The sequence below is a fragment of the Nocardia sp. NPDC006982 genome, assembly GCF_042869435.1.
In the GTDB taxonomy this organism is placed as follows: domain Bacteria; phylum Actinomycetota; class Actinomycetes; order Mycobacteriales; family Mycobacteriaceae; genus Nocardia.
The window spans coordinates 79,321-100,071 of record NZ_JBIAFV010000012.1 but is presented as its reverse complement, the minus strand read 5'-3'; the positions used below and the strand labels follow the sequence as shown (position 1 = coordinate 100,071).

21 protein-coding genes are annotated in these 20,751 nt (G+C 66.1%); 10 read left to right on the top strand and 11 right to left on the bottom strand.

Features of this window, described 5'->3' with window-relative positions; all coding sequences use genetic code 11:
- The first annotated feature begins 41 nt into the window (after positions 1-41).
- The 5 genes from ACFYOW_RS35190 (at position 42) to ACFYOW_RS35170 (ending at position 4,879) form a co-directional block, all read left to right on the top strand.
- On the top strand, positions 42-935 hold the full coding sequence (locus ACFYOW_RS35190; RefSeq protein WP_387294372.1) for a 1,4-dihydroxy-2-naphthoyl-CoA synthase: 894 nt from the start codon (positions 42-44) through the stop codon (positions 933-935).
- 1 nt (position 936) lies between these two features.
- Positions 937-1,329, top strand: a complete 393-nt coding sequence (locus ACFYOW_RS35185; RefSeq protein ID WP_387294371.1) for a VOC family protein — start codon at positions 937-939, stop codon at positions 1,327-1,329.
- A 356-nt stretch (positions 1,330-1,685) separates the two neighbouring features.
- Positions 1,686-2,846, top strand: a complete 1,161-nt coding sequence (menE, locus tag ACFYOW_RS35180) for an o-succinylbenzoate--CoA ligase (RefSeq protein WP_387294370.1) — start codon at positions 1,686-1,688, stop codon at positions 2,844-2,846.
- A gap of 210 nt (positions 2,847-3,056) precedes the next feature.
- Complete coding sequence (locus tag ACFYOW_RS35175) at positions 3,057-4,043, top strand: ATP-binding cassette domain-containing protein (protein ID WP_063045400.1); 987 nt, start codon at positions 3,057-3,059, stop codon at positions 4,041-4,043.
- Complete coding sequence (locus ACFYOW_RS35170; RefSeq protein WP_387294369.1) at positions 4,040-4,879, top strand: ABC transporter permease; 840 nt, start codon at positions 4,040-4,042, stop codon at positions 4,877-4,879. Before ACFYOW_RS35175 ends, ACFYOW_RS35170 begins: the two co-directional genes overlap by 4 nt.
- A 24-nt stretch (positions 4,880-4,903) precedes the next feature.
- Here ACFYOW_RS35170 and ACFYOW_RS35165 read toward each other — a convergent pair whose 3' ends face one another.
- Positions 4,904-8,449, bottom strand: coding sequence for a BTAD domain-containing putative transcriptional regulator (locus tag ACFYOW_RS35165; protein ID WP_387294368.1), 3,546 nt, complete (start codon positions 8,447-8,449; stop codon positions 4,904-4,906).
- A 163-nt stretch (positions 8,450-8,612) separates the two neighbouring features.
- Here ACFYOW_RS35165 and ACFYOW_RS35160 point away from each other — a divergent pair, with 163 nt between their 5' ends.
- The gene (locus tag ACFYOW_RS35160) at positions 8,613-9,089 is read left to right on the top strand and encodes an SRPBCC family protein (protein WP_387294367.1); all 477 of its coding nucleotides are present in this window, start codon (positions 8,613-8,615) and stop codon (positions 9,087-9,089) included.
- A gap of 45 nt (positions 9,090-9,134) precedes the next feature.
- Complete coding sequence (locus ACFYOW_RS35155; RefSeq protein WP_387294366.1) at positions 9,135-10,007, top strand: 1,4-dihydroxy-2-naphthoate polyprenyltransferase; 873 nt, start codon at positions 9,135-9,137, stop codon at positions 10,005-10,007.
- Between the two features lie 41 nt (positions 10,008-10,048).
- On the opposite strand, the gene ACFYOW_RS35150 is transcribed toward ACFYOW_RS35155, so the two are convergent.
- The 5 genes from ACFYOW_RS35150 to ACFYOW_RS35130 form a co-directional block, all read right to left on the bottom strand.
- On the bottom strand, positions 10,049-10,435 hold the full coding sequence (locus tag ACFYOW_RS35150) for a phage holin family protein (RefSeq protein WP_387294365.1): 387 nt from the start codon (positions 10,433-10,435) through the stop codon (positions 10,049-10,051).
- 77 nt (positions 10,436-10,512) lie between these two features.
- Positions 10,513-11,091 (bottom strand): Clp protease N-terminal domain-containing protein, encoded by a 579-nt coding sequence (locus ACFYOW_RS35145; protein ID WP_387294364.1) that lies wholly within the window; start codon positions 11,089-11,091, stop codon positions 10,513-10,515.
- On the bottom strand, positions 11,091-11,312 hold the full coding sequence (locus ACFYOW_RS35140) for a helix-turn-helix domain-containing protein (protein ID WP_354959891.1): 222 nt from the start codon (positions 11,310-11,312) through the stop codon (positions 11,091-11,093). Before ACFYOW_RS35140 ends, ACFYOW_RS35145 begins: the two co-directional genes overlap by 1 nt.
- A gap of 104 nt (positions 11,313-11,416) precedes the next feature.
- Positions 11,417-12,502 carry a PLP-dependent cysteine synthase family protein gene (locus ACFYOW_RS35135; protein ID WP_387294363.1) on the bottom strand — a complete coding sequence of 362 codons (1,086 nt, stop codon included), beginning with the start codon at positions 12,500-12,502 and terminating at the stop codon, positions 11,417-11,419.
- Entirely contained in the window at positions 12,499-12,849 is a 351-nt protein-coding gene (locus ACFYOW_RS35130; RefSeq protein WP_387294362.1) for a DUF4229 domain-containing protein, read from the bottom strand. Before ACFYOW_RS35130 ends, ACFYOW_RS35135 begins: the two co-directional genes overlap by 4 nt.
- 210 nt (positions 12,850-13,059) lie before the next feature.
- Here ACFYOW_RS35130 and ACFYOW_RS35125 point away from each other — a divergent pair, with 210 nt between their 5' ends.
- Together ACFYOW_RS35125 and ACFYOW_RS35120 are read left to right on the top strand one after the other, a co-directional pair.
- Entirely contained in the window at positions 13,060-13,269 is a 210-nt protein-coding gene (locus tag ACFYOW_RS35125; RefSeq protein WP_040696172.1) for a BldC family transcriptional regulator, read from the top strand.
- Between the two features lie 127 nt (positions 13,270-13,396).
- Positions 13,397-13,594, top strand: coding sequence for a hypothetical protein (locus tag ACFYOW_RS35120; protein WP_387294361.1), 198 nt, complete (start codon positions 13,397-13,399; stop codon positions 13,592-13,594).
- A 505-nt stretch (positions 13,595-14,099) separates the two neighbouring features.
- Here the strand turns inward: ACFYOW_RS35120 and ACFYOW_RS35115 are convergent.
- Complete coding sequence (locus ACFYOW_RS35115; RefSeq protein ID WP_387294360.1) at positions 14,100-14,720, bottom strand: hypothetical protein; 621 nt, start codon at positions 14,718-14,720, stop codon at positions 14,100-14,102.
- A 292-nt stretch (positions 14,721-15,012) separates the two neighbouring features.
- Here ACFYOW_RS35115 and ACFYOW_RS35110 point away from each other — a divergent pair, with 292 nt between their 5' ends.
- Positions 15,013-15,678: a hypothetical protein gene (locus tag ACFYOW_RS35110; protein WP_387294359.1), complete on the top strand. Its 666-nt coding sequence runs from the start codon at positions 15,013-15,015 to the stop codon at positions 15,676-15,678.
- 43 nt (positions 15,679-15,721) lie between these two features.
- Here ACFYOW_RS35110 and ACFYOW_RS35105 read toward each other — a convergent pair whose 3' ends face one another.
- The 4 genes from ACFYOW_RS35105 to ACFYOW_RS35090 form a co-directional block, all read right to left on the bottom strand.
- Positions 15,722-16,927 (bottom strand): MspA family porin, encoded by a 1,206-nt coding sequence (locus tag ACFYOW_RS35105; protein WP_387294358.1) that lies wholly within the window; start codon positions 16,925-16,927, stop codon positions 15,722-15,724.
- A 159-nt stretch (positions 16,928-17,086) separates the two neighbouring features.
- Positions 17,087-18,055 carry a c-type cytochrome biogenesis protein CcsB gene (gene ccsB, locus ACFYOW_RS35100; RefSeq protein WP_387294357.1) on the bottom strand — a complete coding sequence of 323 codons (969 nt, stop codon included), beginning with the start codon at positions 18,053-18,055 and terminating at the stop codon, positions 17,087-17,089.
- Between the two features lie 2 nt (positions 18,056-18,057).
- Positions 18,058-19,695 (bottom strand): cytochrome c biogenesis protein ResB, encoded by a 1,638-nt coding sequence (locus ACFYOW_RS35095; protein ID WP_387294356.1) that lies wholly within the window; start codon positions 19,693-19,695, stop codon positions 18,058-18,060.
- Positions 19,692-20,528: a cytochrome c biogenesis CcdA family protein gene (locus ACFYOW_RS35090; RefSeq protein WP_364472177.1), complete on the bottom strand. Its 837-nt coding sequence runs from the start codon at positions 20,526-20,528 to the stop codon at positions 19,692-19,694. The genes ACFYOW_RS35095 and ACFYOW_RS35090 overlap by 4 nt, the downstream gene beginning before the upstream one ends.
- Between the last annotated feature and the right edge of the window lie 223 nt (positions 20,529-20,751).

Genomic DNA, 20,751 nt, shown 5'->3' with positions numbered 1-20,751 from the left:
CGCTGGCATCCGAAACATCGGTGGGAGCAATAATCACTGGGGTGACGTTCAATCCGAAGCTGTGGCGGCCCGTTCCGGGGTTCGAGAACCTGACCGACATCACCTATCACCGGCATATCGAGCAGGGCACCGTCCGGGTGGCCTTCGATCGGCCGGAGGTGCGCAATGCGTTCCGCCCGCACACGGTCGACGAGCTCTATCGCGCGCTCGATCACGCCAGGATGACCCCGGACGTCGGCGCAGTGCTGCTCACCGGCAACGGTCCCAGCCCCAAGGACGGCGGCTGGGCCTTCTGCTCGGGCGGCGACCAGCGCATTCGCGGCCGCAGCGGCTACCAGTACGCCGATGGCGAGACCGCGGACACTGTCGACCAAGCGCGCGCGGGCCGCCTGCACATCCTCGAGGTGCAGCGGCTGATCCGGTTCATGCCGAAGGTGGTCATCGCGCTGGTCAACGGCTGGGCCGCGGGCGGCGGGCACAGTCTGCACGTGGTCTGCGATCTGACCCTGGCCAGCCGCGAGCACGCCAGGTTCAAGCAGACCGACGCCGATGTCGGCAGCTTCGACGGCGGTTACGGCAGCGCCTATCTCGCGAAAATGGTCGGCCAGAAATTCGCGCGGGAAATCTTCTTCCTCGGCCGTCCCTACACCGCCGAGGAAATGCATCAGATGGGTGCGGTGAACAAGGTCGTCGATCACGCCGAACTGGAAAATGTCGCACTGGAGTGGACCGCCGATATCAACGGCAAATCCCCACAGGCCCAGCGCATGTTGAAGTACGCGTTCAATCTGCTCGACGACGGTCTGGTCGGTCAGCAGCTCTTCGCGGGCGAGGCCACCCGGATGGCGTATATGACCGATGAGGCGGTCGAAGGCCGCGACGCCTTCCTGGAAAAGCGCGAGCCGGACTGGACCCCCTACCCCTGGTACTTCTGACATGGACATCCTCAGCAGCCGGGTCATCCTGCGGCCCGCCGACTACCAGGTAACCCTCGCGTTCTACCGCGACGGACTCGGCTTGGCCATCGCGCGCGAGTATCCAGGCGGCACGGTTTTCTTCGCTGGACAGTCGCTGGTCGAGGTGGCCGCGCACGGCGGATCGGGCAAATCGACCACCTTCGAAGGCGCGCTCTGGCTGCAGGTTCGCGACATTTCGGACGCGGCGGCGGAGCTTGCGCTGAAGGGGATCCGCATCGAGCGCGAGCCGGTGCGCGAGCCGTGGGGACTGATCGAAATGTGGGTGCGCGATCCGGACGGCGTGCCGATCGTTTTGGTCGAAGTTCCCGCCGAGCATCCGATCCGGCGGGATTCGCGCTGGTCACCGGACTGATCACGTCGGCAGCGGCGGCGCGGCCGGTCCGGCTCGAGTTGCCAATGCCGACCCCGGCGAGGACGATAACCACGGATGACCGCCCGACCGCCGACGTCCGGGTGAGCACCGCTGAGTACCGTCCTCCGAGTGAATCGCAGTCTCGATGTCCGGCGTACCCGACTTCTTCTCCCATGACGCGGCCGAACCCCCAACGCGCCGCCCCAGCAAACCGACCCCTGCCGCGTGCGGTCGTGTCGACATGACACGATCAGACTCGTGAGGGAGCGCAGCGAGCGAACCATGAACACAGCGCGCCTGCGCACGACGGCGCCTAGCACCAGCGAGGTGCGGTCGCGCATGACGGGGGCGAAATCATGAGTCGCACCCTGCGGACGCTGCCGATGCCGAGCGGATCCGGGCTCGGCGATGTCATGCCGCATCTGCGAGAAGTGTTGGAGGGCAACGGCCCCGCGTGGTTGCCGATACCGACCAGCGACCGTCGAGAGGCCCGGCGACTGAGCGATGCACTCTCGCCCGGCGAACTGATCGATGACGAGGCGGCACTGGTCGTGACCACCTCCGGCACCACCGGTGTGCCGAAGGGCGCCATGCTCAGCTCCGCCGCGCTGCGGGCCAGCGGGACCGCGACACACGATCGACTCGGTGGTCCCGGCACCTGGCTGCTCGCCCTGCCGACCCATCACATCGCGGGCATTCAGGTGTTGCTGCGCAGCATTCTGGCCGGCACCGAACCCAGTGTGCTCGACGTTTCCGGCGGCTTCCTCCCCGAGGCGCTGGCCGGCGCGATTTCCGGTATGCGCGGTGAGCGCCGCTATACCGCACTGGTGCCGACCCAGCTCATCAAGGCGCTGGAGGCGCCCACCGCCGCGGCAGCACTTGCCCAGTTGGACGGCGTGCTCGTCGGCGGGGCGGCCACTCCGGCACCGGTCTATGAACGCGCGAAAGCGGCCGGTATCAACGTCGTTCGCACCTACGGCATGAGCGAAACCTGCGGTGGCTGTGTGTACGACGGAGTTCCGCTCGACGGCACCGAGATTCGCATCGAGGACGGTCGCGTGCTGCTCGGCGGCGCGATGATCGCCATCGGCTACCGCGGCCAGCCCGACCATCCCGCGTTCGCCGAACCCGGCTGGTTTCGCACCGAGGACGCGGGCACCTATGAGAACGGCGTGCTCAGCATCAGCGGACGGCTCGACGAGGCCATCATGACCGGCGGTCTGCTCGTCATCCCGCAGGTCGTCGAGGCCGTGCTCATCACGCATCCCACCATCAGCGAATGCGTGGTGCTCGGTCTGCCCGACGATCGGCTCGGCCAGCGCGTCGCGGTCGCGGTGGTCCCCGCCCCCGGTGCCACCCCGACCCTCGAGGAACTGCGCGATCACGTCGTGCGCGAACTCGATTCCATCGCCGCACCGCGCGAGCTGGCGCTGCTGGACGAGCTTCCGCTGCGCGGCCCCGGCAAACCCGATCGCGTAAAACTCCGCGAGCGCTTGTCCGCCTCTCCGCGTATTTAGGCGCCAGACCCTGGTGCGACCACAGTTGCGTCGGAGACCGGCGATGACATCGTTACCGAGTTAGCCCGTACCCGACGAGTTACCTCTCCCGAAATCAGTTGTTACGTTTCCCCGTTGACCCAGCGGGATATGAGCACGCGATCGTGGTGCAAGGTTGCGCGACATCGTGATGCAAGGGCCGTGCAAGACGGCGGCCCCAAAGTCTTGTGCATGACTTCTTACACACCCACTTCAGCGCTCGCCGTCGAGGCGGACAGCCTGGTCAAGGTGTTCGGGGAACAGCGCGCCGTCGACGGTGTGAGCCTGGCGGTTCCGCAGGGCTCGGTCTACGGCGTGCTCGGGCCGAACGGCGCGGGCAAGACCACGACCATCCGCATGTTGGCCACCCTGTTGCGCCCGGACGGCGGCAGCGCCCGCATCTTCGGCCATGACGTCGTCGCGGAACCGACGGCGGTCCGGTCGCTGGTCGGCGTCACCGGGCAGTACGCCTCGGTCGACGAGGACCTGACGGCCACCGAAAATCTGATCATCTTCTCCCGCCTGCTCGGCCTCAGCAAGATCGATGCCAGGCGCAAGTCGGTCGAACTGCTGGAGGAGTTCGACCTCACCGAGGCGGCGAACAAGCCGCTGAAGAACTTCTCCGGCGGTATGCGACGCCGTCTCGATCTGGCCGCCAGCCTGATCGCGACACCGCCGCTGCTGTTCCTGGACGAGCCGACGACCGGCCTCGATCCGCGCACCCGCGCCCAGATGTGGGAGACCATCCGCCGCCTGGTCCGCGAGGGCGCGACGGTGCTGCTCACCACGCAGTACCTGGACGAGGCCGATCAGCTCGCGGACCGGATCGCCGTCATCGACCACGGCAAGGTGATCGCCGACGGCACCGCCGACGAACTCAAGGCCTCGGTCGGCGGCTCCTCACTGCATCTGACCCTGGTCGACCGGGCCCAGCTCGAGGAGGCCCGCCGGGTTGTCGGTGACTTCCTCGGCGTCGACGCCCAGATCACGCCGGAGGCCGGTCGGCTCACCGCGCCGCTTGCGGACGCGGGCATGACCGCCGATCTGCTGATTCGCCTGCGCGAGTGGGAGATCGCGATCGACGAGATCACCGTCACCAAACCCAGCCTCGACGAGGTCTTCCTCACCATCACCGGCCACCCGGCCGACGACAACGATTCCGAACGGAGCGCGGCATGACAACCATCACCGCCGAAAGCACCGCCGCGCGGCATGCGGCACCGACCTCGATTCCCGAGGTCACCAATAAGATCAGCCTGCAACAGACCGTGTCGACCTCGCTCACCATGGCCTACCGGGGCATCCTGAAAATCAAGCACAATCCCGAGCAACTGTTCGATGTGACGATTCAGCCGATCCTGTTCACCGCGCTGTTCGCCTACATCTTCGGCGGGGCGATCGGCGGGAGCGTGTCGAACTATCTGCCGGTCCTGATTCCCGGAATTCTGGTGCAGACCGTGATCCTGACCTCGGTCGTCACCGGCACCCAGTTGCGCGAGGATATGGACAAGGGCGTCTTCGACCGGTTCAAATCCCTGCCCATCGCCCGCATTTCGGTGCTGGCGGGCGCGTTGATCGCCGACATGGTGCGCTACGCACTGGCGACGACGCTGACCATCGTGGTCGGTCTGGCCATCGGCTACCGGCCCGAGGGCGGTGTGGCCGGTGTCGTGGTGGCCGGTCTGGTCATCGTGGTCTGCTCGTTCGCGGTGAGCTGGATCTGGGCGCTGGTCGGCGTCACCGGTAAGAGTGCCGCAGGCGTGCAGGGCATTTCGATGATGGTGATGTTCCCGCTGACCTTCATGTCCGGCGCGTTCGCTCAGGTGAGCACCATGCCGGGCTGGATGCAGGGGCTCAATCACGTGAATCCCGTGTACTACATGGTGAATGCAGCCCGTGCGCTGATGAACGGCAATGTCTACGGCAGCGATCTGGCCTGGTCGCTGATCGGCTCGGTGATCGTGATCGCGATCTTCGCGCCGCTGAGCATCAAGGCGTACATGCGCCGGGCGTGATGCACAGAAGTCGCGGTGGGTGCGTCACCCACCGCGATTTTCGTTGTCGCAGGACAGTTCCTGCAGGAGTTCGAGGATCCTGTCCGCCGCTTGCCGCCGCCGCATGCCTGCGGCACGGGCCAGTGCTTCATCGAAGCGCTCGTCCCCCACCGTTGTTCGGTGCAGTGCCGCGTGCCGCCGCAATTCGGCCGACGGACTATCCTGTCGCCCCAGCACTTTGGTAGACAGCGAGAGCAGCTCCAAGCCGACCTCCGAATCGTGTCCGACCGCGAGACAGAATGTTCCGACGGCATTGCCGACTGCCCCGATCTGCGGCAGGTCGGGGAACTGCCCGAGTCGGCCGACCGCGAGGCGCAGCAGCGTCCACGCGATATCGGCGGCCTCCGCCGCCCGTCCGTGCAGCACGTACGCGTCCACGGCCCCGCTCGCGGTCACCAGGATGCCCGGGCCGACCATCGGGGCGTCATCGGGCCAGCCGTGCAGGTCCAGTGCCCGCCGGTAATAGTGCAGCCCGGCGTCGATATCGCCCTCGGCCAGTTCGAGTTCCGCCATTCCGACGACGACCGGCGCCAGGCGGTGGTTACGTCGGATGTGTGGGTCATCGATCGGCGTACCGTGTGCCGGATCGCCATCCGCGGCGCCGAGCGCAAAGCCCAACTCCCGCCGCGCCTCGTCGAGCCGGCCCGCGCCGATCAACGACACCGCGAGATAACTGGACATTTCGACGGCTTCTTCGTGGGCGCGCAACTCCCGCAACAGTTCCGCCGCGCGGCGGTAGTACCCCACCGCATCGGCATAGTGCGCGGTCTGTCCGGCGAGCTGCCCGAGGTGCTGGGTGACCATCGCCGTGCCCCAGACATCGCGGCCCTCGATCAGCTGCAAGGCAGCCTTCGCGTCCCGGGTGGAGCCGTAGACATCGCCCGCGTTTTCCCGGATATTCGCGCGCATGAACACCGCCGCGCCGCGCACCACGGGGTCCGGCGACCGGGCGCCGTCCGCGAACTGCCTCGGCGTGTCCGAGCCCGAGGCATTCCCGCAGGCCATCGTGCCGATAAAGCGCGCTCCACCATTGAGATCGATTGCGGTGCTGAGCAATCGACGGATCCTGGCCCGCGTGGTCGCCACCTCACGCAGGTCGGCGCCGAGGAACACGACGTGCATGCCGATCTGCAGGTGCGCGAGCATCTGCAGATCGGCGACCGGACCGCGCACCGGACCGGGTTCGGGCGGCAGGGTCAGAATCCGGCGCGCCCAACCGCCCAGCTCCATATGCGCGCCGCGCATCACCCATAGCGTGCCGGCAACCGGGAAGACCCGGTATACCGTGCGAGCGTCCCTGCGCTCCAACGCATATCGCAGCACCGCGACCAGGTTGTCGAGTTCCGCGCCGATCGAGAGCACGGTGGCCACCTGCACGTCGGACAGGTAACGGTGCACCGTGGCGATCGAATAGTCACGGGCCCAGCGCGACATGCGATCCATCACCACGGGACGCTCGTCGACCGCTCCCGAAATGCCCGCCGCCGCATCGGATCCGGTCAGCGCGAGCTGTTCCTCCCCGAATTCGCGAACGGTTTCCAGCATTCGGTAGCGGGTGCCGATCAGGCCCTCATCGTCGTCCAGGACGGTCAGCAGGGACTGGCCGACCAGTCCGTCCACGGCCGTGGCCACATCGTCGACATCGGGGCCGCCCGCCACCACTTCGGCGGCATCGAGGGTGAATCCGGCCGGAAAGCGGCACAGCCTGCGCAAGGCGATCTGTTGCGGCTCTTCGAGCAGATTCCAGCTCCATGCGATCACCGCGTGCAAGGTGCGATGACGTTCCGGCGAGGAGCGATCTCCGCTGCGCAGCAAGGCGAATCGGTGTTCCAGGCGGGTTTCGATTTCCTCGACACTCATGGTCCGCACCCGGGCGGCCGCGAGTTCGATGGCCAGCGGCAGCCCGTCGAGTGTCGTGCACAGCCGGGCCACCACCTCGGGATCCAGACGGACGGTCGGCCGCACCGCACGCGCTCTGGCCATGAACAGCTCGGTGGCGGGCGATCCGGCCGCGTCGATCGCCAAGGGCGCCAGCGGATAAACCGTTTCCGCGGTGATCGCCAGCGGCGCTCGGCTGGTGGTGAGCACACTGAGCTGGTCGCAGCTGCCGACCAGGTCGGCGACCACTTCGGCGACCGCGTCGATCAGATGCTCGCAGTTGTCCAAGATCAATAGCGTCGGGCGAGCGGCGAGCGCATCACGCAGTCGGCGACCGGCATCGCTGTAGCCGGTGGAGCGCCGCCACGCCGTCTCCCGGACGATCTCGCCGAGACCGAGCGTGGTGCTGATCGCGGCCTCGATATCGGCGCGCGGATCGGCGTCGGCGGCCGTATCGGCCCGCACCGACGCCAGCTCGACCAGCACCACGGATTCGCTGCGCGCGACTCGTGCGCCCAATTCGTTGGCCACCCTGGTCTTTCCGGTGCCGCCGGGACCGAGGACGGTCGTCACCCGGGAGCGGTGCCGCAGTTGCGCGAGTGCGTCCAGATCGGTGGCACGTCCGAGCAGGGCATTGGGAGCCGCGCGCAGGCCGATCGCGGAGCGGGCACTCGGCGGCACGGCCGCGGCCGAATCCGAAACTCGTCCAATCGAATCCAGTGCCGTCGCGTCCCGCCCCGCGGAATCCCGTGCGGCCGAATCCGCTACCGCGGCCGATACCGTCGGATCAGCTGGTGTGACCGAATTCACGGCGAGCGTCGGCTTGCCATGATCGGTGCGCGATGCGAATCCGGGCACCGGATCACCCCGCAGGATCGCGGTATTCAGCTCGACCAGCACCGGCCCCGGATCCGCGCCGAGTTCTTCGACGAGTCGCCCACGGATCGATGCGAAGACATCGAGTGCTTCGTTGGGCCGACCAGCTGCGGCGAGCAACCGCATCAAGGTGGCGTGCGCGGTTTCGTCGAGCGGTTTGGCAGCCGCGGTTCGGCGGGTGATCGCCACCGCACCGTCGAGGTCACCGCCGGCGACCCGGGCGGCGACTTCGATCGCCTCCAGCTCGGACCAGCGGTGCGCGGCCGCGGCGCGCAGTTCGTCGGCGAGGTCGCCTGCGGGTAGGTCGGCACCGGGCTCGCCGCGCCAGAGCGATCTGGCCTGGGTCAACACCTCTAGACATCCGGCGTGGTCGCCGTCGCCCTGTTTAGCGCGGGCCGCGCGCACCAGGTCGTCCGCGAGGGTCAAATCGACCTGATCGGCGGTCAGCGTGAGACGGTAGCCCGCCGGACCGATCTCCAGCGCCGCATCCGGCAGCGCCGCGCGCAGTCGCGACACCTGAGTGTGCAGCGCGTTCATCGGCGCGCGCGGCGGCTGCTCACCCCACACCTCATCGATCAGCGCCTGGGCACTGCGGCTGCGGCCGGGCCGCAGGGCCAGTGCGGCGAGCAGCAGTCGCGACCGTGCCCCGGGTAGCGCTGCGAGCGTGCCGTCTCGGCGTAGCGCGATTTCGCCCAGCAGGGCCACTACGACCGATTCGCCTGCGGGCGTCGTCAGGGTTTGACTTCGGCCGTTCGGGCCGCTCTGATCGGGAAACATTCCGTGGTTATCGTATGCGAGCCCCGGCGCGAGCGACGGGCCCGGAGGCGGTAGCGCAGCGTGACCACGGAGGGATCCGGGAGTGCCGCAATCGAATACTGCGTGCTGGGCTGACATGGTTTTTCGCCCCTGTTCGGACCGGTAGGTCGCCTACGCTGTGCGCATGGCTGAGTTCGAAATCGTTCGGCAGGCTGTGATCACGGCCGAGCCCGCGCGCATTCATGGGCTGATCGATAACTTCCACGAGTGGACCAAGTGGTCGCCGTGGGAGGACGTCGATCCGCAACTGCAGCGGAAATACTCCGGGCCGGACGCCGGCGTCGGCGCCCGGTACGCCTGGGACGGCAACCGCAAGGCTGGTCGCGGCAGCATGGAGATCACCTCCAGTGACGACCGGCAAATCGGCATCCGGCTGGCCTTCGAGAAGCCGTTCAAGGCCACCAATAAGACGACCTTCGAGCTGAACCCGGTCTCGGCCCTCGAAGGAGAAGAACCCCGCACCGAGGTGGTCTGGCGGATGAGAGGCGAGCACAAGGGCCTGATGGGCGTGCTCGGGAAGGTGTTCCCGATCGACAATATGATCGGCAAGGACTTCGAAAAGGGCCTGGACCGACTGAAGACCGCCGCCGAAGCCAACTGAACCGCCCGAGCGGACCGAACCGCGTAGGCGCATTAGGCTGCGAACATGGCTACTGCAGCGCAATGGATCGAGGGCGCACGGCCCCGTACCCTGCCGAACGCGATCGCCCCTGTCCTCGCCGGAACCGGCGCCGCCGCCTCCATCGATGGCGCAGTCTGGTGGAAAGCGGTTCTCGCGCTGCTGGTTTCGCTGGCCCTGATCATCGGGGTGAATTTCGCCAACGACTACTCCGACGGCATCCGCGGCACCGATGACGTGCGGGTCGGTCCGCTGCGGCTGGTCGGGCAGAAGCTCGCCTCGCCCGCCGCGGTCAAGAATGCCGCGATCATCAGCCTGGCCATCGGCGCGGTCTTCGGGCTGGTGCTCGTCATCGCGACGGCGTGGTGGTTGCTGCTGGTCGGCGCGGCCTGCCTGGCCGGTGCCTGGTTCTACACCGGCGGCAGCAAGCCCTACGGCTACAGCGGGTTCGGTGAGCTCGCGGTCTTCGTCTTCTTCGGTCTGATCGGTGTGCTCGGCACCGAATTCGTCCAGGCCGAGCGGATCGAATGGGCGGGCCTGGTGCTGGCGATCGGGGTCGGGGCGTTCTCCAGCGCGGTGCTGGTCGCCAATAACCTGCGCGATATCCCGACCGATACCGAATCCGGAAAGGTCACCCTCGCGGTCAAACTCGGCGATCCGCGGACTCGCACACTGCACCTGGCGCTGCTCGCCGTGCCGTTCATCGCGACGCTGCTGTTGGTCGTCCGCACGCCGTGGGCGCTGGTCGGACTGGTCGCCGTGCCGCTGGCGGTGCGCGCCAATGCACCGGTGCGCTCCGGTAAGGGTGGGCTGGAATTGATTCCGGCGCTCCGCGATTCGGGGTTGGCGCTGTTGACATGGTCGGCGGTCACCGCGTTGGCGCTGGGTATCGCCGGTTAGTAGCGCGCGGGCGACCAGGACGGTCGCCCGCGCCGCAGCTCTTAGTCGTCGCCGTCCGGGACCAGGATGCCGAGGACCCAGTTGACCACCGCGACGATGATGCCGCCCCAGACGGCGGCCCAGAAGCCGTCGACGCGCAGGCCGTAGTCGGTGGTTTCGCTGATCTTCGCGGTGAGCCACAGCATCAGCGCGTTGATCACCAGCAGGAACAGGCCGAGAGTCACGATGACCAGCGGTAGCGATAGAAGTTTCACAATCGGTTTGATCACCGCGTTCACCACGGTGAAGACCACCGCGACGACCAGGATGACAATGACTTTGCCGCCATTGCCCTTGTCCGCGGGACTGAGAATTTCGATCTTGTCGACCCAAGCGGCGGCCAGCCAGATGGCCACCGCGTTGATGATCAACCGAATCAGAAGCTGCATGCGCCAATGCTAGGCCTGACGGGCGGGCATGTGCTGCCACAAAGCGCGAATCGAGCGGGGCGCACATGCCCGACCCCTCACGCGGCGCGGTCGAGCAGCGCGTGCACCCTCGGCCGGAGCGCATCGATTGCTTCCGAACCGCCCAGGATTCGGGTGGTGGTCGCATTGGGCGCGCGCAGAATGCCGAGCAGCAGGTGCCCGGATTCGATGGACCTGTCCTTACGGGCCAGCGCTTCGCGCAGTCCCAGCTCCAACACCTTCTTGGCATCCCTGGTGAACGGGATGTGGCCCCAGTTCCGATCGCGGCCGCGGCCGAATCGGGACCGCTCCTCGGGCACGGCCCGTTCCAGCGCATCCTCGCCGAAGGTGGCCTCGAGGCTCTCGCGCACCGCATCCAGATCGATGCCGATCGAGCGCAGCGCCTCGGCGTCCTCCGCACCGAGCGGCTGGCCTTTGGCCTCCTGGCCGAGGGATTCGAGCACCGCCCGGTGGGTGAGCCCCGCCTCCTCGAGCAGTGTCTTCAATTCCGGCTCGCCCTGTGCCAATAGACCGAGCAGGACATGCTCCACCTCGATCTTGGGCGCGCGCAGTTCCCGCGCGTCTTCCTGAGCGATGACGATCGCCGTCCGCGCCGACCTGCTGAACCGTTCGAACATCAGCGGTTCCCGCCTCTCCGGTTGTATTTCTGGTGGACCGCCTGCTTGCTGACCTCGAGCGCCTCCGCGATCGCCTGCCAGGACCAGCCCTGTTCGCGGGCATTGGTCACCTGGATCGCCTCCAGCCGTTCGAGCAGCCGACGCAGTGCGAGCACCGCGCGCAGCCCGACCCTGGGGTCCGGACTGCCTGCGGCGGCCGCCAGTGTGGTTGCTTCAGTCATGGCGTCAATTTTGATTGACGAACTCCGCACTTGTCAACGAAAATTGACGAGGTTCGCCGCAAGAGAAAACCCCGGCGCTGCGGCCGGGGTTGCGATATCGCGTACTAGCCGGACCAGATTCCGGTCGCGGCGAACTTCTCCAGGATCGCGGCGGGGTCGGCGAGGTTCATGCCCTGTGCCTCGACCCATGAGTCATCGAAATACGTTCCGGCATAACGATCTCCGCCGTCACAGAGCAGCGTCACCACACTGCCCGAACGACCAGCGGAGATCATTTCGGCGATGAGTGCGAACGCGCCCCACAGATTGGTTCCGGTGGAGCCGCCCACGCGGCGGCCGATTACCCGGCTCGCGAGCCGGGCGGTGGCGATCGATGCGACATCGGGCACCTCGATCATCCGGTCCACCACCTGACCGATGAACGACGGCTCGACCCTCGGTCGGCCGATTCCCTCTATGCGTGAAGGCATTCCGGTCTGATATCCGGCATCGGCGGTTTCGTAGCCGCCGTAGAACGCGGAGTTCTCCGGGTCGACCACGGCCAGTTTCGACGGGTAGCGGTGATAGCGGATATAGCGGCCGATGGTGGCACTGGTGCCGCCGGTACCCGCGCCGACCACGATCCAGTCCGGCACCGGATGCGCCTCCAATTCCATTTGCTGGAAGATGGATTCGGCGATGTTGTTATTGCCGCGCCAGTCGGTGGCACGCTCGGCATGGGTGAACTGATCCATGAAGTGGCCGCCGCATTCGGCGGCCAGCCGCGCCGCCTCGGTGTACATATCCGGTGCACGCTGCACGAAATGGCAACGGCCGCCCTGGGCTTCGATCAACTCGATCTTCTGCGGCGAGGTACTCGCCGGCATCACCGCGACGAAATCCAGGCCGAGCAATTTGGCGAAATACGCCTCGCTGACCGCGGTCGAACCGGATGACGCCTCGACCACCGTGGTGCCCTCGGTGACCCAGCCGTTGCAGATCGCGTACAGGAACAGCGACCGCGCCAGCCGATGCTTGAGGCTGCCGGTGATGTGGGTCGACTCGTCCTTCAGATACAGCTGGACCTGCCAGGCGGCGGGCAGTGGGTACCGGATCAGATGGGTGTCGGCGCTGCGCTGGGTGTCGGCCTCGATGAGTCGCACGGCATTGTCGACCCAGGCGCGTGGCGTACTGCGATCGCAGTACTTCACGAGGCCGCACCGGTCGGGTCGTCGTCACCACGCAGCCGGGCGCGCAGCTGCGCCTTGTCCTGGCGACGCTTCGCATCGACGACCGCGATGTCCTCGTTGACCCGAGCGCGCAATTTCTTGAACAGCGTCAGCGACAGCGGCATCGCGATGATCAACGCGAACAGCGCGGCGACCAACCATGGGACATCCACCGAGACGAGCCGGGCGATGCCGATGATCGCTGCGGCGATGACGACGACCAGCGCCAGCCTGGCGAGCGTGTACAGCACCAGATTGCGGGCCAGCCGCGCGCCGACGCCAGCGGTTTGCTGTGCGGATTCACCCTTCGGTGGCGTTGCGTCACTCACGTCGTCCAGCCTATGCGAAGCTATGGCCCATCCTCGGCGGTACCTCCGGTCGAGGAGGCGGACTACGTCCGACTGCGCCTGACCAGGGCTCATATCCGTTTTGTCTATTACTTCCCCTTTACCAACTGTAGGTGGTTCGAGTACCTAGGGGTTGCAGTGCAACGATGGCGCCATCTGATGAGGGAACTGTCGAGAACGGAGAGGTTTGCTATGACTGCGATCACCGTCGGCGGCCAGGACACCCTGCTGACACCGGGCCAAGTCGCCGCCATGTTCCACGTCGATCCGAAGACCGTTACCCGCTGGGCCCACGCCGGGCGCCTGGGATCACTGCGCACACCGGGCGGGCATCGCCGATTCCGCGAATCCGAAGTACTTCAGCTGCTCCAGTCGCTCACCACCGAGGCCACCGCACGCTGAGCCTGGTCCGCGGGCCTGTAGCTGTGAGTTCGATCTTCCTGTCTAGGGGCCCGCACGCACCAATTTCGTGTCTGCGGTGTTCGAAGGCTACGCACGCGACTACCCTCGTTAGCAGGAGGTGAGCGACGTGACGTACCTGTTGGCACTCATCGCAGTTGTGGCAGTCGCGGTGTTGTGCTGGAAGGCGTTCGGCCCCGAGAAGACAGCCGGACCGCCCACGCGTTCGCCGCAGCGCAAGCGCATCAAGGGGCCCGACGACGACCCCGAATTCCTCTGGCGCCTTTCGCGTCAGCATCGCGACGGTGACGGGTCTACCGAGCGCTGAGCGTTCGCGCGGTTCACCGGGAGGCTTCCGGGAGCCCTCTACCGCGCAACTGTATTGACCGCGGATATTTGCTGCCCCGATGATCAATTGCGTCTAGACGCGCAATAAGCCGGCGCGCATGCCATTAGTAGGCCTAGGGCCAGCTGATCGCCGAGCTATGCCTTCCGGCCGCATGGCGCCGTATCGGATGCCAGGTCGGCCAGGCGGGCACAGGCAACGGATATCGAACTTCGTCGGATACCTGTCGACGCAAGAGCGTTGCCTCGGCCTGCGAACCGAGCTCGGCGATCACGTGCGACAACGATCGCTCAGGCCGACAAGGTCGCGGAAATCCATGTCATCCAAGACCCAGGGGCACGCTCTGCACGTACCGTGCGCTTCAGTCCGGTCGGCCGAATCTCCACTCGCGCACAAGCGGTGGCGTTCACGCACCCCGAGTGACTACTTCGCACAAGGTAGAGAGCCTGTGCGAAGTTGTCGCCAGGGATTGCGAGAGCTCAAAGGATCACGGCTCGCCGTTGATGACGGCCATGAGGGCGTCCATGAACGACTGGCCGCCCATGATGTAGCCGCCGGCGATCGCGCCGATTACCGCGCCGATCGGGCCGGTGATGATGCTAAAGAAGAAGACGCCGACAATGGCGCCGATGATGAGGCCCAGGACGCCGCCGAGGACCACGCCGACGATGTTCTTGTTGATTTCGTCGGTCAGGCGGGCCATGGAATTGACCGGCTGCATCTCGCCGATGTTCTTGGCGCTCAATTTCGGTGTGAGAGCGAGGGTTCGGCCGTTATCGGAGATCGCCTGGTCGACCGCGACCTTCGTGCCGGAGAGCTCGTAGGTCAAGGGGACTTCCGTCACCACAGCGCCGGCATCGGACTTCAGCAAGACCTTGGTGCCGTTGTCGGCGAGTTCGAACTTGCCGCTGTCGACCTCGGTGGTGAGAACGCGATCCCGGTGCCCATCCGAGATTTCGGAAGCCACTGTGTGGTAACCGATTCCCTGCTCGACGCCGGAGGCCGACACCTCTTTGGCAACTTCCGCTGGCTTCGCATTCGCGGTTCCCGCCGCGATTCCCACGGCGGCGATGGACACGAGAGTGACGGCGAACGTGCCGAACTTCATCAAGGTTTCCTTCTGACAAGCACCGGCCCCGGTAGCCGGTTGACGCGTCTAGCGCCACGTAGCTTGTTGCCCCGCACGGCATTTGGGAAACCCTAAACGGCCATCGTTATTCGATTGTTATCCCACCATCCGACCTATGATCATTTCACACAAGTATCCTTTTTATCCTCGAAAATAGGTGACTCGACGCGCACACACCGGATGGTGTAGGCATGACGTGATCTCTCACCATTGCAACTTTCAACTTCGTATCTCGGCGCGCGAGTTCGAACAGCCCTGGAGGACGTCACAGGTGTCGCGTCAACGTGTCCGTGCGGGTCTCACCTTGACGGTCTTCATAGCTGTAACCGCGCTGGCCGCAGCCGTCGTGGCGGTGGCGGCGATGTCGCTCGGCAATGACAAGTCCACGACGAGCAGCCCATCGCCCGCGGCCCAGAACGACGCCGCGCCGACCACCGCGCCGGAACCGTCGTTCCCCGAGCTGCCGCTGACCACCCCAGAGGCCCCACCGACCACCTCCGCCATCCGCAGCACCTTCGACAAGATCGCGGGCGGCCTGAAGGTCGAGGTCGGTGACTGCGTCGAAATCGGCGGCAGCGGTGACAATCCCACCCTCGGCAAGGCCACCTGCGGCAGCGCGACCTCCAACTACAAGGTCATCGACAAGGCGCCCGTGAATGCCGGCTGCCCGACCGACGCCGACCGCTCCCTCAACGACACCCTGCACGGCATCAACCGCGCCACCCTCTGCTTGGACATCGATTGGGTAATCGGCGGCTGCATGGACCCGAACAAAGACGGCCCCAAACGCCTCGACTGCAACACCAAGGGCGTCCCCAACGCCGTCCGCGTCATGGACGTCAAACTGAACACCACAAACGTGAACGTCTGCTCATCCAGTGACCGCGGAATCGTCTACCAGCAACGCCAATTCGTAGTCTGCGTGCACCGATTGTAAGTCGCACCATTCGGCCATCGAGCGCCGAGGGTCCGTAATCGGATCAGAAGGTGAACTGGGTGCCGTAGGCGGAGGTCTGCACCGTCTCCAACGCGGTACTCACCGTGGCGGTGACGAAAGGGACGGCCGATACCGGTGCGGCACACTGGCCGACGTTCAACGCGGCGTTGTTGAAAATGAAGTGGTACGGGAACACCGTCTTGTTGTCCAGGTTGGTCGTCACTGTCGTGACGGTGGTGATCTGGCCCGGCGCCAAGGTGGCTTCCAGTACCTCTCCCAAGCCAAGGGTCCCGCCGACGGTCGGTCCGAGGCTCGCGCTGGGAGCACTCGGGGTCGTGGTCTCGACGCTCGGGGTCGTTGTCTCGACGCTCGGAGTCGTGGTCTCGACGCTCGGGGAGGTAGTGGCGGCACTCTGAGAGGTGGGCACGGCACTCTGGGAGGTCGTCGCGGCACTCTGAGAGGTGGGCACAGCACTCTGAGACGTCGGCGCAGCACTCTGAGAGGTGGGCACAGCACTCTGAGACGTCGTCGCAGCAATGTGAGAGGTCGGCGCGGCACTCTGAGAGGTCGTCGCGGCACTCTGAGAGGTGGGCACAGCACTCTGAGAGGTCGTCGCGGCACTCTGAGAGGTGGGCACAGCACTCTGAGACGTCGGCGCAGCACTCTGAGAGGTGGGCACAGCACTCTGAGACGTCGGCGCAGCACTCTGAGACGTCGTCGCGGCAATGTGAGAGGTCGGCGCGGCACTCTGAGACGTCGGCGCAGCACTCTGAGACGTCGTCGCGGCGCTCCGGGAGGTGGTGCTGGCAGGCTGCGGTGTGGACACCGGCTTCACTACCGTACTCGGCAGTCTGGCGGCTGCGTTCGACTGGCTGAATTGGGGGGAAATACTCGCCAACAGCCCTTGATTCGGATCGATTCCGACCGTGAAGCCGTTGTCCACCGTGAGCGCGCAGCCGAGGAGGAACCCCGCGACGGCCTGGCCGGACACTATTCCATCGCTCTCCACGTTCAGCGAGTAATTGCCGGATAGCTGCGCGGCATGCGCGAACGTCATGAGGAAGTTCGGCATCCGGTCGCCCGGTGGGTCCACTCTGACGTTCTCCACCGATGTCGTCACATGAATCCCGGCACCGGATACGTCAGCACCGGGCGGTTGGGCTCGGCTCGGCTCGGCGCCGGGCCACACAAACACAGCCACGACGGCCGCGACCACACCGGTCGCGATAACGACGAATCGAGGGCGCATATCTGATCCCGTTTCGAATCGGATGTACATCAGCGGCGGCGAAATCGGACGAACGGACCCACATAGCTAATAACTGGCAAGCATAAGTGGGATACCGGCCCGGCGCGTTCAGGCTGCGGGGCGTGTCGCGCACCGCCCCATTTCCGCTGGTAAAGCCCTTTAGTTCAGCCCTGCGTACGAGTGCAGGCCGCTGATCACGATATTGATGATGAAGAGGTTGAAGAGCATCGCCACGAACCCCGCGATGTTGATGTACGCGGCCTTGGTGTCGCGCCAACCCGAGGTTGCGCGGGCGTGGAGGTAGGCGGCGTACAGGACCCAGGCGATGAAGGAGCAGGTTTCCTTCGGGTCCCAGCCCCAGAAGCGGCCCCAGGCGGCTTCGGCCCAGATGGCGCCGAGGATTACGCCGGCGCCGAAGAGGGGGAAGCCGATGATCGTGGTTTTGTAGGCGAGGCGGTCCAGGGTACGGGCGTCGGGGAGGCGGCGGGCGATGGTGCCGAGGATGTTGTCGGATTCGGCGCCTTCGGGCTGATGCAGGCGGTAAAGGAACAGCAGACTGGCGATGCCGGAGACCAGGAAGACGCCGCTGCCGATGCTGACGATGGTGACGTGGATGGGCAACCAGAACGACTTCAGTGCGGGCACAACGGGTGCCGCGTCGGCGTACAGCAAGGTGCCGGCCAGGAACAGCAGGATAAGGATCGGAACGAGCAGGAAGACCCACATCGAGCGGTATCGCTGTTCGCGCAGGAATACCATGCCGACCACGGCGGCCGCGGCGGTCGCCATGGTGACGAATTCGTACATGTTGCCGAGCGGGAAGCGGTGGGTTGCGAAGCCGCGCAATACGATCGAGGTCACATGCAGCGCGATGGCGACGAACAGCACCGAGAACGCCATATTGCCTGCGCGTTCGGCGAACGGCTTGGCCTGCGGCGTCTCGACCCGACCGGGTCCGGCGGGACGATCGGAACCACCGCCGGCAGTTACCAGTTCACGCGCGACGACCTTCTGCGTCCGCGCCGCCGCGTACTGCACAATCAGCAGCACCAGCACCAGCGCGTATACGACGATCGCCGATTTGAAGGCGAGATCGCTGTACTGGGCGATGGTGTCGTCGATCGGCATGGTCACTCTCCCGTGGCGGATCGGTCATCGAGCAGGCGCTTGCGCAGGCGATCGAATTCGCCGCCCCAGCCCGCCTGATCGGTTCTGGCGAGCCCGCCCATCTCTACTACGGTGCGTCGTTTGTCAACGGTACCCGCTTCGTCATCGGCCGGGTACACGCGGATCCAGATGCGTCGCCGCTTCACCAGCAGCGACACCAGCAGTCCGGCCATCATGGCCAGCGCGCTCACCAGCACCCACTGCTGCGCCGGATCGTGCGATACCTGCAGATTCACGAATTCCTGCGCACCGTCGAAGGTGACCTTGGTGCCATTGGGCAGCGTCGACGACTCGCCGGGACGCAGGTTGACCCTGGCCTCCTTGGTCAGTCGCCCCTGCTTGACCTGCTCGGGATCCAGCGCGAACAGCGACTGCGGCTTACCGGTATCGAGGCCGGTATCGCCGCGATAGATGTCCACCGCGACGGCCGGGTCGTTCATGGTCGGGAACGAGGAGGTGAGCAGGCTGCCGTGCAGTAGTGCGGTCGGCGCGAACAGTCCCTCGATGGCGATCTGGTTCTTGCGGCGCTCTTCGTCGGTCGCGTACATGCCGCCGGGCGGATCGATCCGCAGCACACCGCTGGACAGGAAGGTCTGCGCGTTGTCGGGCCGCCACTGGACGGTCTCGGTTCGGGTCTGGCCGTTCGGGAAGGTCACCGTGAATGTCGGCGCGTAACCGTGGCCCTGCAGATACAACCGGTCCCCTGAGACCCGCAGCGGATGGTTCACCTGGATCTGCGCATCACGCCAGGTATCGCTCTGCAGATCGCCGCCGGCCTGATATTCGATATGCGAGGTGAACATCTCGGCCTGACCGTTCTGCAGGTAATCGGCCTTGAAGTCCTTGACCCGCACGCACAATGGCGCCATACCGGTGCCGTCGTTGATATTGCCCGCCTTGAACGAGTCGAAGACCGCGGGCGAGGTGGTGCAGAAGCCGGGCCCGTTGTTCGCGATGACGATCACGCTGCCCTCGTAACCGAACAGCTTGCCGACCGCGATCGCGACGAGCAGCCCGACCAGGGCCAGGTGGAAGACGAGATTGCCGAGTTCGCGGGTGTAACCCTTCTCCGCCGAGAGGGTGATCTCACCTTCACGAGTGCCGTCGCGAACCTCGGTCCGCCAGCCGCGCAACTCTTTTCGAGCGTGCTCGAGCGCGGCGTCCGGAGTGCCGTCGATGGTCTCGGAGTAATGGTGCGGCAGCCGAGACAGGTTACGCGGCACCCGGACCGGTGGCGTGCGCAGCGCGCGATAGTGGTCCAGGCAGCGCGGCAGAATGCAGCCGACGAGCGAAATGAACAGCAGCGCATAGATTGCCGTGAACCAGAAGCTGGAGAACACGTCGAACAGCTGGAACCGGTCCATCCACGGTCCGAGCGTCGGGCGGTCGGCGATGTACTGGTCGACCTTGCCCTCGTTGAGATTTCGCTGCGGCAGCAGCGCGCCCGGAATCGCGCCAAGGGCCAGCAGGAACAGCAATACCAGCGCGGTGCGCATACTGGTGAGCCCACGCCAGGCATTGCGCACGAGCGCCCAGGCACGCCCGACCGGGGACTGCTTCGGCTGCGTCACCGGCGCCTCAGGTCTGTCGATCACGGTCATATCGGCAGCGTCACCTCGGAAACGAACCCGTCGCGCACCCAGGCGACGAACTGGTCCCACGCCCCCGTGACCAGCGCGATCCCGACCGCGACGAGCAATATGCCCCCGATGATCTGAATAGTGCGCGAATTGCGCCGCAGCCAACCGACCCCGCGCAACGCACTCGCCGACCCGAAGGCCAGGATCACGAACGGCAGTCCGAGGCCGAGGCAATAGGCGACGATCAGTGCGACACCGCGCACGGCTGTCGTGCCCTCGGTCCCGGCCGAAACCGCCATCACCCCGGACAGTGTCGGCCCGAGGCACGGCGTCCAACCGAGCGCGAAGACCGCCCCGAGCAGCGGAGCGCCCAGAATGCCGGTGAGCCTGCGCGGCTCCATCCGCGTATCGCGCTGCAACGCGGGGACCAAGCCGATGAACACCAGACCCATCAGGATGGTGACCACACCGCCGACCCGTTGCAGCAGTTCACGATTCACGTTCAAGGTCTGGATGACGCCGAAAACCGTTGCGGTGGCGAGCACGAACACCACGGTGAAGCCCGCGACGAACAAACCGGCCGCACCGGCCACTCGGATCCGACCCGTACGTGCCGCAGCCCGATCGACCGAAACCGCTGTGCCGCCAAGGCTTTTGGCCTGCGCTGCGGTGGCGGGCGGCGCCTCGGCGCCGACCAGCCCGGCCAGATAGGACAGGTAACCCGGCACCAGCGGCACCACACACGGCGAGGCGAACGAGACCAGTCCGGCCAGTACGCATGCGCCGAGAGCCAATAACAGCGGCCCCGTCGCCGCCGTCTGCTGGAACGAATCACCTACTGCGGCAAGCACCATCAGTCGGTCTCCACCGGGGGTCGATCAGTTCGCTCGGGCACCGGCGCGGCTTCCGGCGCGAAGTCCATCATGGATTCGGCTGCGGCGCTGCGTGGCACGGCGGCAACGCCGACCCACCGGTCATCGACCGTCCAGACACCGCGAACGAGACGGGCGGCCTGCCGCGGGCGACAGGCACGCGGGCTACGAGTACGGCGATCGCGAATCACGATTGCACCTTTCC

Excerpts from the sequence above, each read along its gene's own strand:
- ACFYOW_RS35185 (WP_387294371.1), top strand. The coding sequence starts at position 937 with ATGGACATCCTCAGCAGCCGGGTCATCCTGCGGCCCGCCGACTACCAG.
- menE (WP_387294370.1), top strand. The coding sequence starts at position 1,686 with ATGAGTCGCACCCTGCGGACGCTGCCGATGCCGAGCGGATCCGGGCTC.
- ACFYOW_RS35175 (WP_063045400.1), top strand. The coding sequence starts at position 3,057 with ATGACTTCTTACACACCCACTTCAGCGCTCGCCGTCGAGGCGGACAGC.
- ACFYOW_RS35170 (WP_387294369.1), top strand. The coding sequence starts at position 4,040 with ATGACAACCATCACCGCCGAAAGCACCGCCGCGCGGCATGCGGCACCG.
- ACFYOW_RS35165 (WP_387294368.1), bottom strand. The coding sequence starts at position 8,449 with ATGTTTCCCGATCAGAGCGGCCCGAACGGCCGAAGTCAAACCCTGACG.
- ACFYOW_RS35160 (WP_387294367.1), top strand. The coding sequence starts at position 8,613 with ATGGCTGAGTTCGAAATCGTTCGGCAGGCTGTGATCACGGCCGAGCCC.
- ACFYOW_RS35155 (WP_387294366.1), top strand. The coding sequence starts at position 9,135 with ATGGCTACTGCAGCGCAATGGATCGAGGGCGCACGGCCCCGTACCCTG.
- ACFYOW_RS35150 (WP_387294365.1), bottom strand. The coding sequence starts at position 10,435 with ATGCAGCTTCTGATTCGGTTGATCATCAACGCGGTGGCCATCTGGCTG.
- ACFYOW_RS35145 (WP_387294364.1), bottom strand. The coding sequence starts at position 11,091 with ATGTTCGAACGGTTCAGCAGGTCGGCGCGGACGGCGATCGTCATCGCT.
- ACFYOW_RS35140 (WP_354959891.1), bottom strand. The coding sequence starts at position 11,312 with ATGACTGAAGCAACCACACTGGCGGCCGCCGCAGGCAGTCCGGACCCC.
- ACFYOW_RS35125 (WP_040696172.1), top strand. The coding sequence starts at position 13,060 with ATGACTGCGATCACCGTCGGCGGCCAGGACACCCTGCTGACACCGGGC.
- ACFYOW_RS35115 (WP_387294360.1), bottom strand. The coding sequence starts at position 14,720 with ATGAAGTTCGGCACGTTCGCCGTCACTCTCGTGTCCATCGCCGCCGTG.
- ACFYOW_RS35105 (WP_387294358.1), bottom strand. The coding sequence starts at position 16,927 with ATGCGCCCTCGATTCGTCGTTATCGCGACCGGTGTGGTCGCGGCCGTC.
- ccsB (WP_387294357.1), bottom strand. The coding sequence starts at position 18,055 with ATGCCGATCGACGACACCATCGCCCAGTACAGCGATCTCGCCTTCAAA.
- ACFYOW_RS35095 (WP_387294356.1), bottom strand. The coding sequence starts at position 19,695 with ATGACCGTGATCGACAGACCTGAGGCGCCGGTGACGCAGCCGAAGCAG.
- ACFYOW_RS35090 (WP_364472177.1), bottom strand. The coding sequence starts at position 20,528 with ATGGTGCTTGCCGCAGTAGGTGATTCGTTCCAGCAGACGGCGGCGACG.